The organism is Borreliella bissettiae DN127 (genome assembly GCF_000222305.1).
In the GTDB taxonomy this organism is placed as follows: Bacteria; Spirochaetota; Spirochaetia; order Borreliales; family Borreliaceae; genus Borreliella; species Borreliella carolinensis.
Genome location: NC_015904.1, coordinates 17664 through 30529, shown reverse-complemented (window position 1 = coordinate 30529; position 12866 = coordinate 17664). Strand labels below are relative to the sequence as shown.

14 protein-coding genes are annotated in these 12866 nt (G+C 27.0%); 2 read left to right on the top strand and 12 right to left on the bottom strand.

Annotation, left to right across the window (positions count from 1 at the left end):
* The 5 genes from BBIDN127_RS04985 to BBIDN127_RS04965 form a co-directional block, all read right to left on the bottom strand.
* Positions 1-1353 carry a PBSX family phage terminase large subunit gene (locus BBIDN127_RS04985; RefSeq protein WP_014017518.1) on the bottom strand — a complete coding sequence of 451 codons (1353 nt, stop codon included), beginning with the start codon at positions 1351-1353 and terminating at the stop codon, positions 1-3.
* Positions 1350-1916, bottom strand: a complete 567-nt coding sequence (locus BBIDN127_RS04980; RefSeq protein WP_014017517.1) for a DUF603 domain-containing protein — start codon at positions 1914-1916, stop codon at positions 1350-1352. The genes BBIDN127_RS04985 and BBIDN127_RS04980 overlap by 4 nt, the downstream gene beginning before the upstream one ends.
* Before the next feature lie 181 nt (positions 1917-2097).
* Positions 2098-2625: a DUF643 domain-containing protein gene (locus BBIDN127_RS04975; protein ID WP_014017516.1), complete on the bottom strand. Its 528-nt coding sequence runs from the start codon at positions 2623-2625 to the stop codon at positions 2098-2100.
* A 193-nt stretch (positions 2626-2818) separates the two neighbouring features.
* Complete coding sequence (locus BBIDN127_RS04970) at positions 2819-3826, bottom strand: Erp family protein (protein WP_014017515.1); 1008 nt, start codon at positions 3824-3826, stop codon at positions 2819-2821.
* A 32-nt stretch (positions 3827-3858) separates the two neighbouring features.
* The gene (locus BBIDN127_RS04965) at positions 3859-4377 is read right to left on the bottom strand and encodes an Erp family outer-surface lipoprotein (RefSeq protein ID WP_014017514.1); all 519 of its coding nucleotides are present in this window, start codon (positions 4375-4377) and stop codon (positions 3859-3861) included.
* Between the two features lie 430 nt (positions 4378-4807).
* On the opposite strand from BBIDN127_RS04965, the gene BBIDN127_RS04960 reads away from it, so the two are divergent.
* Positions 4808-5584, top strand: coding sequence for a site-specific integrase (locus tag BBIDN127_RS04960; RefSeq protein ID WP_014017513.1), 777 nt, complete (start codon positions 4808-4810; stop codon positions 5582-5584).
* Positions 5585-5589: 5 nt separating this feature from the next.
* Here BBIDN127_RS04960 and BBIDN127_RS04955 read toward each other — a convergent pair whose 3' ends face one another.
* The 7 genes from BBIDN127_RS04955 to BBIDN127_RS04925 form a co-directional block, all read right to left on the bottom strand.
* The gene (locus BBIDN127_RS04955; RefSeq protein WP_014017512.1) at positions 5590-6015 is read right to left on the bottom strand and encodes a DUF261 domain-containing protein; all 426 of its coding nucleotides are present in this window, start codon (positions 6013-6015) and stop codon (positions 5590-5592) included.
* Positions 6016-6066: 51 nt separating this feature from the next.
* A complete protein-coding gene (locus tag BBIDN127_RS04950; protein ID WP_014017511.1) occupies positions 6067-7392 on the bottom strand; it encodes a DUF244 domain-containing protein in 1326 nt (441 codons plus the stop codon).
* Positions 7393-7872: 480 nt separating this feature from the next.
* Positions 7873-8445: a Bdr family repetitive protein gene (gene bdr, locus BBIDN127_RS04945; RefSeq protein WP_014017510.1), complete on the bottom strand. Its 573-nt coding sequence runs from the start codon at positions 8443-8445 to the stop codon at positions 7873-7875.
* A gap of 12 nt (positions 8446-8457) precedes the next feature.
* A complete protein-coding gene (locus BBIDN127_RS04940) occupies positions 8458-9003 on the bottom strand; it encodes a chromosome replication/partitioning protein (RefSeq protein ID WP_014017509.1) in 546 nt (181 codons plus the stop codon).
* A 51-nt stretch (positions 9004-9054) separates the two neighbouring features.
* A complete protein-coding gene (locus BBIDN127_RS04935; protein WP_014017508.1) occupies positions 9055-9810 on the bottom strand; it encodes a ParA family protein in 756 nt (251 codons plus the stop codon).
* On the bottom strand, positions 9786-10352 hold the full coding sequence (locus tag BBIDN127_RS04930; RefSeq protein ID WP_014017507.1) for a DUF226 domain-containing protein: 567 nt from the start codon (positions 10350-10352) through the stop codon (positions 9786-9788). The genes BBIDN127_RS04935 and BBIDN127_RS04930 overlap by 25 nt, the downstream gene beginning before the upstream one ends.
* Before the next feature lie 9 nt (positions 10353-10361).
* Complete coding sequence (locus tag BBIDN127_RS04925; RefSeq protein WP_014017506.1) at positions 10362-11459, bottom strand: plasmid maintenance protein; 1098 nt, start codon at positions 11457-11459, stop codon at positions 10362-10364.
* Positions 11460-11840: 381 nt separating this feature from the next.
* Here BBIDN127_RS04925 and BBIDN127_RS04920 point away from each other — a divergent pair, with 381 nt between their 5' ends.
* On the top strand, positions 11841-12839 hold the full coding sequence (locus tag BBIDN127_RS04920; protein WP_014017505.1) for an ERF family protein: 999 nt from the start codon (positions 11841-11843) through the stop codon (positions 12837-12839).
* The last annotated feature ends 27 nt before the right edge of the window (positions 12840-12866 follow it).

The window sequence follows — 12866 nt, the reverse complement described above, 5'->3', positions numbered from 1 at the left end:
TTACAAAAATCTTTGGTTGCCAAAGTGAACACTTCTCTCTCTATATCCTAAAGACAACATCAAATATGATGCAGATATTGCATCAAGAGCGTCATCATGGGTTTTATTATCCCCCTTATACGAATAAATATCATTAAATACAGAAGAACTGCTGTACTTTGTAATGTAAAGTTTCTTGTAAGTAAACGGCGTAATTAACGTTGTTATTCTGCTAAATTTATTCGATTTTGGCTTAACTGAAACAATTCTAAAATATTGGCTCATATTATTTCTTAGCAACATATATTCACGAGTCAATCCACCAGCACCTTTTGTATTGTCTCTATCCTCTAAATACAGTGTATGTACATTAAAATTCTCTAAAACGGTCTTGATCATATTCATAATATATGGGTCATTGGCTGGTCGTTGGTCTTGAAATACAAAAGCATAATACTTATCATCAACCCGCTCCATAACACATAATGCAGTGTTATCCCCTCCAACGCTAAATGCTGGGTCTAAATAGGCTATTGGACTAGTAAACACATAATCCTCAGTAATATTTATTTGCGTAAAAATTGAATCGGTGCTTGCTATCCATTCACCTAGCAAAACTCTTGCTTTATATGATGGGATATCTTTATAGAGTTTCTCTTGAGTTTCTATAAATCCTTTGCTAAGTAAAACATTGTCATAAGTTGTAAAATTATATGTCTTAAAAGTTGATATATTATCAATATAATCGGTTTTGAAATAGTGTTCCGGATGATCGGGATTAGTATCAAAAATAATAGTTTCTTGTCCACATCTAAGTCTTTTTAAGACTTCCTCTAATGTTTGCTTATGTAAAGTTGTAGCCTCATTCACAAAAATAAGTGCCGAATTGCTACCCCTAAACCTTTCAAAATCACTTGCCTTATCTCCTCCGTATAGATTAATACGCAGTGAATCAATCAGAATATATGAATTATTTGTATGTCTTGGAATATAAGGAATTTTAAGAAGTTTGCATAGCTTTTCAAATTGCCCCAAAACATTAACTTCAACTGAACGTTGTGAATTGCCAATAATGAAATTATTAGTATCACTAGAGTATAACTTTTTATTTTCAATTAAACTTTTGAGAAAAAGATAACATGCAAGATACGTTTTGCCGCTAGCTATACCACCACTGAGTATAATCTTTTTTTCATTATTCTTTTGAATACTTTTTATCACATTTTTTTGTTTTAAAGTTAACTGTTTTTCTTCAAACTTAGCAAAATTAATTGAGCAGTTTGTTAGCTTTACAAATTGTGATATATCAACTCCATATTTATTTTTGTATTCCTTTTGGAGTGTTGTAAAAAGTTTTGTTTGATATAAGTTCACTTGTGCCCTTTACTATTTTTGTAGTTGCTTTTGCTTTCAGCTTCATTAGCAGTTGCAAGTTTTTTAATACATTCATAGTAAAGCTCCATTTCTCTTATTGAACACTCCTTTATATATTCATCAAGCTCGCTTTTTAAAGAATCAATTTCTCCATTATCAACTATCTTACTTTTTTTCCTACTTGCTTTATTTAAAGCGTCAATTTCGGCTCTTAAATTTTCTATTTTAGTATGCATGCTAACAAGCTCAACACTAGAATATTGCTTAAATGCATTTATAAACCCTAATTCTAAATTAGCCCGCTCTACATCCAATTCGCTTCTAACTTTCCTAGCGTTAACTTCTGATCTAAAGGTTTGCGACAAAAGGTGTTCAAAAGTATCTTCACTAATTGTTACTCTAGAGTCCTCGTTAATAAAATTTCCTCCACTTTCCCATTTTTGTCTCATTCTCCACACATTTACTTTAGAAACTCCTAATTTGTCCGCTATTTCTACATCGCTTAATAAGCCCTCGCTAAAATATGCAACATAATCATCAAAAGACCTTTTACCTTTTTTCAAAAAAATTTCTCCTAAAATAACAAAATTAACAAATTGTTTCTCTAAATAATAATTCAATTTGTAAATCGTTAACATAAACTATTGTCTTATTGATATCTATTGATAGATGTTTGATATTTATTGACTTTTATTGATTTAAAAATAGCGATTAACCAATTTATTAAATTTTGCTACAACTTGACTATACCAATTGGGAAAAATCTTTCATTGTTTTTATAAGATACTTCCTTGTACAAATTCCCTTATCATAGTAGTGCATTATTATAAATAATATCTCTACAAAGTCGAGAACCACGGATATTGATTCTCGTTTTGGATCTTTTTTACCAATCTCATCCATAATATCAGAAACAATACTCAAAAACCGATCGGAATATTTCTCTCCCATTTTTTCCAAACATTTTTCTAGCATTCCTTTTTTGTATCTACAATCAAACTTCATATTTTGAAAATTTTTATACTTTTCTATTATATGCTTATCTTTCAGAACATCTTCAATAAAATTTTTTGCAGGGTCTACAATAGCATTTATGATTTCATCAAAGCTTTTTCCGGTTTTTCTTTTGTATTCTTGTATTGATACAAAACCTCTATAAAAATCCTTTTTTTGTTCTAGAGTTAATTGCTTAACTCCATAAAGTTTGCTTATTTCCTTTTTTGTGCCTGGACTCAAGCAATCATAAAAATCTGAAATCTCATTTATATACATCATAACTCTAGAGAGTATATAAATAAACAATATTTTTAACAATAGTTTTTGGCATTTTTTGAATGAAAATTTTGACAGAAAACATTTTTATATTCACAATAATGAAATCTACAAAAAAAATAACAACTAGTCATTTTTTACCAGCTGTTATTTTGTGTATACACAATTTATTTATATCTAAAACTATTCATTATTATGAATTGCTCTCATCAATGTATCCTTTAATTTCTTCAAAATTAGATTCGTCTTCAAGATAGTTTTTAACTTCGTCTAATTCTGATTTTAATTTTTCTAAATCTTCTTTAATGTTACCAACCTTTACAACATTTTTATTTTTTTCATTTTTGTCTTCACCTTCTTTTATTTTTTTCCTTAATTCTCCTCTAGTTTTTTCTAGTTTGTCAATAAGGCCCTTTAATTCGCCACTTTCTTCAAGAGAGTCACTCCATTCAGAATAAAGAGAATTGCCGCTTGAATTGCTATTGGTAAAATCATCATAAATAGCCCCCGTAACCTTATCTTCAACTTCTTGTCCAGATACTTCCATTCTTTCTTCAAAAAAAGACTTTGGATTAATACTATCAATATCTCTATTTATCTTATCTATTTTATCTACAAAATCTTTGATTTTATCTTTGACCTGCTTTTCTTCCTCTCTTTCTCTTTCTCTTTCTTGATGTTCTTTTTTAGCTTTGGCTTCTCTTTCTCTTTTTTCTTTTTCTGCTTTAGCTTTAGCTTCTTCTTCTTGGTTTTGTTCCGCTACTATTTCTTTTTCTTTAGCATTTTCTACTATACCCACTTGTTTTTCTTTCTTTTCTTCAACTTTAGCTTCAGCTTTTTCTACTTTCTCTTCTTCTTGTTGGGCACCACTTTGTTCTTCTGCTTTTAATATAGGTATATTAGGTATATTTTTGTGACTACTTGCCGATGATTCTGGTGGCAAATTAAATACTCTGCTATTGGGATCATCGCCCTGCATTAATTCCTTTTCTTCTTCTTGTAACTTTTTTACCAATTCATCTACTTTTGGACCATTTGAAGCGATTTTATCCTTTACTGGATCTAAAATCTTATCTAAAAATCCCTTAATTTTTCCTTCTGCATTTTGTTTTATTTGTTTTAAATCTTCAGCGCCTGAATAATTCTTGCAAGAAATTATCAGCGCAAAAACAGCACAAATAATAAATGTTTTTTTATTCATAATTATTCTCCCCTATACTTCTAACTTCTATTTTAAATTTTTTTAAGATCTTCTAGTAGTATTGCATACTCAGCAACTTTATCTCCTGAATCCTTAATTTTATCTCCCAAAAATGTAATATATTCAGAATTATTAATTTTTTCTATCTTTGTTATTATCTCTTTATTTTGGATACCACTTGTAACATTTTGTTCATTCTTATATCCATAATATAAACTAGCTTTAAATGCTCCCCCTTCAGTCATTGCTTTTACAAAATTATTAACTTCTGACTCTTCTAATGTAAAAAATGTCGCTGTGTATCCTTTGCCAACATTTAAACCTGTTTCAATACCATCTTCTTCTTTTCTTACAACTAAATCTCCCAAATCTGACCAGTTACCACTATTATCTTTATTTTTAATATTTACAGTAAATTCAGAAAATTCTATCTTTTTAGCTTTTGACTCATCGCTACTTTGCTCATCATATATAGATAAAGCATGATTTTTACAAGAACTCATTATCGCAAAAACAAAACAAATAATAAATATTTTCATTATCTTATTCATAAGTCTCTCCATAAGTCTAAATCATAACGCAACGCCTAATAAATACAATTTTTTAAAGATTTAACTATTTGATTTTGTTACATTCAGCTGTTACATATTAACAAAACGCAAATGTAATTTTAACCAACTCCCAAAAATCTCTCCATTGCAAATGACCTACTCATTAAAATAGATTATAAAACACATACAAATTAAATTCCAAAGTATTTGCTATATATTACACAAAGTATTGTATCTTTCTTGTGTACCACCCTCAAAAATCACTGCTTCTGTTTATTCCACCCACTCTACAGCCCAGATTTTGCATGCAATGAGAACTCTCTAAATTTGACTAAAATTTTTAGTTTTTGGTAAAATATAAATTACTATTTTTATCTATTTTTATTACTTTTACTTAATTTAAAAGTAACACTTATAAGGAGCTTGTCTTATGGATACTAATAATTCTTTTAATTTAAATAATTTCAATATGGATTTTATGCTCAAACTAATACAAGAGCATCAAAAAGTAGTAAATGAAAACAAAATTCTTAAAAATTCTCTAAAAATTTCTTCCAAAAATAAAAAAGAATCTTCAAAACCAACTCCTAAGTTTTATTTGACCCCAAAAAGTATTAAATTAATTCTAAAATGCTCCAAAACCTTAAAACACATTGACCCAATTTCTGGTTGGTTTGTGCATCTACTCTTAATAAGTGGGTGCAGGGGCACTGAAATGCAAAAAGTAAAAATGCAAGATATTACTCCCTTTTTAAGCAAAACTGGAAAAACTTTATATACTATTAAAGTAAATGTGGCAAAAAAAAGAAATGTCGCCTGTATTAGAGAAATTGTCATTAACTCAGAAGAGTTCCAGGCTATCCAAACAGCACATAAAAATCATTTCGAAGAAAAAACTCTTGACTCGCGGCGTACTTATCTTTTCCAAAAGAGCAAACATAAGTTTAAAGATAACCAAATTGATATTGTCCATATTTCTAAAAAATTCAAAAATCTTCTTAAAAAATCGGGATTTCGTGTAAATAAATCTCTCCACTTATGTCGAAACTTATTTATCTCAAATTTAAAATCTAATGGTTACAATTCTTTTCAAATTAAAGAACTTATGAAATATTCTTCAACCAATGAAATTGATAATATCTACGGCCTATCTTCTGCTAATAAAATTCAAGCTTATGAATGTGCTAAAAAGTGCCTTAAACTTTAAATAAACTACTTTAGCCTAAATATACGCTTTGAAGTTACTTTAAATATTTTCCCACGTGGCTTTAAGTCAAGTGAATCATATAATATTTCTTTATTTTTTGTTGCTATAAAGTGATACCCATTAACCTTATCAATTTTAACTTCACTTATTTCAAATTCATTTGCTGCACCCAAATAATTTAAAGACTCATATCTTACACTACTTCTAATTCCATAGTAATTAAGTATCATACATGGATTTATAATAAAACAATTACTCTTAATGTAGCCAAGTCCTATAAATCTATAATACGCTGTATTTATATCATATGCATTAAATTCACGTTTCTTAAATAGACTTGTATAATAATGTAGACACAAAAAGTAACAACCCCATTTTTGTATCTCTGGTCTTAAAGTTCTATTGTCTTGTTTTATTTTATTAATAATCATTGATTTCCTCTCCTATATTAAATTCTTTCTTTAATTTTTTAGTGCACCCATTCACATGGGGACACTGACATTATTTGCAAATGCTATATTGCTTGGGAAAAATAATGCTCCACTTGTTGGAAGTAGTCCCCTTAATCTATCTGATATTGCCCTTTTCTTAGGATCAAGAGTAAACACAAACTCTCCAAATCTATAATTTAGCTGCTCAATTAGTGGACATGTATTTGTAATATTGTAAATTAGCATCTTCAGCCTATCTTTATAAGGCTTTTCTCTTTTTTTATTTTCGTTTTGAATTCTATTTAATTCTTTCTGTATACTATCAATCTCCATTAGATCACACGCAAGATTTTCAGCAGCTTGATTATCCCTAATTTCAAGGTCTACACAATCAACATATTCCACAAATTCTTTTGCCCAATCAAACTCAACTCCAGAATTATAAAAATCACTCCTTTCTACTAAATCTTCCACCAGCTTTATAAACGTTTCCTCATTAAAATTGTGTGCCATTAAGTATTCCTCTCTATATTTACTATAAATATCTTTTTTTAAATTTATAATTTCTAATTCACATTTATTAACAAATTCAAACACTTTTGATATTAAGTCCTCATTTCTCTTAATCTTACAGTTAACTGGTGCTGCATCGATTAAAAAGAATAAATTACAATACTCAAGCCCAGTACATGTTAGCTGCATTTGAGCCTGCACATAGTATTTGAAAAAATATTTACTACTTAAAAAATTCCTATTTTTATTGTACTCAGCAATAGCACTACTCATATAATGAGAGTCGCTATTTTTAATTTCTAAAAGCTCTAAATCACCAGCATTATTGATAAACCATCCATCAATTGTTGATCCTACTAAACTTTGTGAACTTCCCATTTTTTTAAAATAGTTATACTTATCAACACCGTTAGCATATTTATTCTTATACAAAATATCAATATTATCACCATGTGCTTTAACAAATTCTCTAAATCCTAAATTCTCTAATTCTTTGCCCTTGAGCATATACAAATTCTCTTCAAAAGGCATACTTATTCCAAAATATTTAAGCACTCTGCTAATCATTAAATCTTTTAGCCCTGCACCTCCAATCAAAACATTGCCTACTTCACTAGCACCGTATCTATCAAGTTCATTTCTTTGCACACTAAAATCAATATTTCGATTAAATCTAAAACACTCTTGACTACTTATTCCTGGTAATTTCTTTCCTATCTTGCTTAATTTACTTTTTTCTTTAATGGGAGAAGATTTTTCCTCAAATATTTCACATCCAGTAAAACTTTGTTGATTAACACTTATCATTTTGAGATCTCCTTGATTAACTTCTTGTGGGTTGTTTTTGTTTAAAAGATTTTCCATCTTTTTCCTCCTATATGTTTATAAATAATTGTATAGCAAAAACTATTTTTGCCAACTTCTTTACAAAAATTTTTACAAAAAAATAGTTGGGCTTATTTAAATTCTATTGTCTAAGAACTTAGCTAAGCCCAACTTAATTGGATTTTTTTGATAGCAATACACTTTTTTAGCTATTCACATACATATATATAACAAAAATTATTTTTACCAACTTTTTTATAAAAATTACTATAATAAATATAAGCTTTATTAAAGTCTCTTGTTAAAGAACTTAATAGGGCTGGGGTTTGGCCGAATTCACTTATTAAAAATTATTTTAAAAAGCTTTTCACCAATTGAATTGATTCTAATTTATAATTAAAATCAATTTGTATTTGTTAAAATAAAAGAACCTATTTAAATTCTCTTGTTAAAAAATTCAAATAAGTTCTACTTTAAAGCTATATACTAACTTATTACTTTATAAAATTTTAATCATTTTCAATTGAAAAAATACTTATTAAATATAGAGTAAATAATTGGAGCAAGCGTTATTCCTGCTATTAGCATTACTTGTATTGTTCTATTACTTGCATTAAGTTCGTTTTTCAAGCTAGATATATCCTTTTGTAAGGTTTTTTCTACACTATCTATTTTGGCATTAAGCTCGTTTTTTACGCTATCTATTTTAATATTTAAACTAGATATATCTTTTTGCAAAGCTTTTTCTACATTATCTATTTTAACGTCTAAGCTATCTATCTTAGCATTTAAACTCTTTTCTACATTATCTATCTTAACGTCTACGCTATCTATCTTAGCATTTAAACTCTTTTCTACAAAATCTATTTTTAGATTTAAATTCTTTTCTACAGTGTCTATCTTTATATCTAAATTAGATATATCTTTTCGTAAATTCTTTTCTACATCGATTATTTTCTCTTTTAAAAATTCAAAGTTGTAATTATCATTATGAAAAAAAACAAAATCTATTGCCTCTTCACTAAACCCTATGTTTAAAAACTCATTTTTTATACTTTCTATATTATATGTTCTGTACGCCAAAGTGTTCATAAAATTTCCGTATTATCCTTTTAATTGTTTATATTCTTTCATAATTTTTTTAATTATTTCTTTTTCATTATTAAATAATTTGTCCAAAAGATACCCAGTGAATTTAGCATTGCTTTTATAAAAATCGTAACTTTCTTGACTCTTAAGTTGAAATCTTAGCGGCTTTATTGGATTTTGTTTCGATTTGTCCTCTTTAATTTCTATGTTCAATATATTCCTATACACACCTTTTAACCCTTTTTCTTTAATATCATTTATTGATACACTCCCCTCTATTACCTTTCTATAAATTTTAAGGTATAAAAAAGCTTGACTTCTAGATATTATAAATTCTGACAAAAAGTCTTCAAATTTTTTGTAACCATCAATCAAATAAAGCTTTTTTTCTCTTATTTTATATAAGATTTTCATTGTTTTAATTTTATTCTCAATATCATCAACCGTAATTCTACGAAGTTGATCCTTATAACTTTTATATTCAAGTTCCTCATTTTCAAATTTTTGAACGTCCTCAATTCTATTATTTAATAATATTTTTTTTTCTTTTAACTTTGACACGTAATCCTCCTAAGTTTCTGTTTTGCTTTAAAAAGTCTGCCGAAAGACTTTTTAAAGAATGTTGTTTAATATTTTTTTTATTTCTTGATAATAAATTTCTTTATTATTGGGCTCTTTTAATTCATTTATAAAAACTTTAATTGAATTATAAAAATGAACTCTTCCTTTAATAAGATCTTTGTATTCTGACTGTAAAATACTTTCAATATCTTTATACGTATTTCTATTTTTTATAAATTGATTTTCTATTATCAACACATCAATATTTTTCTTTCTTATTATTTCAACTTCTCTTATTTCATTCATTAATATTGGTAGAGACTCTACAGACCACCTTTCTGCTTGAATAGGTATTACAACTTTATGCGTAATGTTTAGCGCATTAAACAATAAAGAACTTAAACTAGGGGGAGTATCAATTATTACATAATCAAAATTATAATAATGTAAATTTTTATCAAATATATATTCTAACATAAGTTCTTTATAGGGAATATCTCCTTTTTCAAATTTACATAAAATTGGATGTGCCGGTATAATATACATATTATTATTTATTGAATTTATATATTCATTAAAAGCAATATTTTGATCTCTTTTTAAGAGATAATAAACATTATTCAATTCAATATTCCTGATATATTGTAAAAAATAACTAGTTAAACTATTTTGAGGGTCTAAATCTACAATTAACACTTTATTGTTTATTTCGCTTAAAATATATGAAAATATAATTGACAACATGCTTTTGCCAACACCGCCCTTAATTGATGCTATTGTTATTATTTTAGGTTTTTTATTATCCATTTGATTAACGGTCCTTGCTCTGGGTATTTTTTCCCATAAAATTTATATACTTGCTGTTCTAAATCCGTAAACATACTAAATAAAACTTTGTTGTAGTGATTATTTGTTCTTTTTTTATCTAATAAACGATATAATCCCTTGAAATAGCAGAAAACACTTCCTGCTTTAAATCTAAATTCCATATAATATGCCCTTGCTAATGCATATGCTTTTCTAGTCCCATTTATTTGATACTTTATTAAAGGTTTTTTAATTGGTTTTCTATAACCATAAAAAATACCAATAAACTTGTCTCCTTCTTTAATTGGATACAAGTGAGTTTCTTCAACAATTCTTTCTCCATTAAATAGGGCCCTTAATGATAGTCTAAATTCATGTTTTTTTTCATAAACTCCAAATTTGTAAATATCCATCATTATTTTTGTGTGGTACATTGCTTTCCCATTTTCTTTTTCAATTAAAATAAAGCGTTCTTTATTTTGGCATTCAACTTTACATTTGCCTTTTTTTATAGTTTCAATAGGTTCAGGTGCATTTTCCATGTTAAATCCTCATACAGCCTTTATGTTAAATTCTTCTACAGTTAAAGAATTTTTTTCATTTTTTATTATTTCTAATAATTCAAGATAATATGTACCAAATACTTTATTGTATTCTATTTTCTTTTGTTTATTCAAATATTCTTTGATAATAGGCTTTAGAATTTCAATATTTGTTTCTTTTTTTAGTCGTTCAATAAGGATATTGAAAATGTTTGCCTTTAAATTTTGATAATTTTGTTGAGAATTTTGTTTTTTTCTTTCAATCGACTTTTCCAATTTTCGTTTTATGTTGTTTAAATCGCTATATTTGTGATTTTCAATAATAAAATGGGGCTTAAATTTGTAAATTTCGTATACTTTTTGTAAATTTATTTTTAATTGTTCCGAATTATATCCATTTTGTTCGAATTCTTTCTGAGTGTTGTTTAGAATGTTCTTTAATGTGTTTTGCTTTTCCTTGATGCAAGATTTTTTTATACTAAAACGTTTTATTAGAGCAATTTCATTTTGTTTTAGTATTTTCATTGCTTCAATCTTCGTATTTTTATCAACATTTAAATTCAGAATAGAAAGAGCTTCTTCCGTTTTAAAGTTACAATTATTGAAATAATTTCTTAGTTGATATTTCTCTTTTTGATTATTCTTTCTTTCTTCTTTTATATTATTTTTATTATTTAAACACTCCACTGAATTTACACTACCATTTATAGAAATATTGTCTTTAAAATGGTTATTAACTCTAGATTTAAATCTAGAGTTTTTTCGTTCTTTAAAGTACTTGTTTATTTTCTGGTAACATTCTTTTTTGGGATACTTTAGCTTATAGTAAATTTCAGTTCCACAATTTACACCCATGTGTTGGTAGTAGTTAGTTGTAACTTTTAGTACTTTTTCTAATTTATAAAGATAATTTTGCATTGTTCTTAAAGTAGTGGAAGCTAGACCATTTCTTTTAAGATTTTCATTAAAGTAGTAGAGTATGTTTTGTTGTGTGTATTTTTTATCTTTTTTGTTTAGGAAATCTAGTGTTGAAGTAAGAGATATTAATTTGTGTTGGTGTTTGTTATGGCAAGTGGGATTTTTTGTGGTGGTTAAAAAATCTTTCATGTTTTTTCTCCTATATGTTTAATAAATTATTATAAATAATATAATGCAAAATTTTGATTTAAAAGTAAATGCTTTTCTAAAAAAATATTAAATTTTAATTATTAATTTAATTAAATTAATACACTTTTTGTAACTTAGTAAAAATACAAATTGATTTTAATTTAAAATTGAGATACACTACAAACAGCGTAGTTATTAAAACATTTCCATGTATTTGAACTACCTATATGTTAATTTGCAAAAAAATAATACAAGGGTTTAACTAAGTTCTTTTAGTAGAGGATTTGGCTAAGCCCTATTTTTTTGTAAAAATTTTTGTAAAGAAGTTGGCAAAAATAGTTTTTGCTATACAATTATTTATAAACATATAGGAGGAAAAAGATGGAAAATCTTTTAAACAATAATAACCCACAAAGTAATATTCAAGCAAAAATAAGCTTCAGAAGAGATATGAAAACCCTAAAAATGAATTTACCAGGGATTGATAAAAGTCTTAAAGGATATGGATACAAATATCAGAATTTCAATGAAATAGTAGAAGAAATTGAAAACGTTATTGAAAAGCACAATTTGGAGCTTGATTTTGAGCAATATCCAATATCTATAGAGGGTCAATATGGCATAGTTGATTATATTAGGACTACATTTTACAGTACAAGTACTGGATATGAATTTTCTTTTGATACGCGACTTCATACAGAAAACTTACAATGGAACAATGAAAACAACTCTAAAAATGTTGTAAATACAGTACCACAACTGGTTGGATCAGCTATTACTTATTTCAAAAGGTATGCTTTAGTAGCATGTCTTCATATAAAAAGTGAAGTTGATACTGATGCAGCACCTATTTACAATAATTATGAAAACACAAATTCTATGCCTAGCAGACAAGTTAGTGTTAATCAAAAGCAAGAACAAAAAAGGGAACAAAAACAAGAGATTAATCAAATTCAAAAAAATAACACTATTCAAAACCAGAAAAGAGACATTAAGCAAGAACAAAAAAACGACTTTGATAAAAAGTCGAAAACTGACAAGCTTTATTGTTATGAAATTTTTAGAGACGCATTGTTTAATATAAAAAATTGGTTAAGTGAAGGTGACGAAAAAAATAATATAAATGCTCTTATTCGGGCATTATGTACAGATAATGATGATGCTTTAAATAATCTTCTTGATGAAAATCCCAAGCTTAAGAGTATAGAATATTGGGCAAATCTTATGAAAGATTATTTCAGTAAAACCAATAGATTTGATGATTTAAACAAGCTTAAAGTATTTATGTCTGATAATCGAGACGTTTATAAAACAAAAGTATTAAAATTCTTTTGCATGTTAAAAAAAGAAAGACAATTTAATTATATGTTTGCAGTGTAGCAATATTAAAGCCCCCAAATAGGGGGC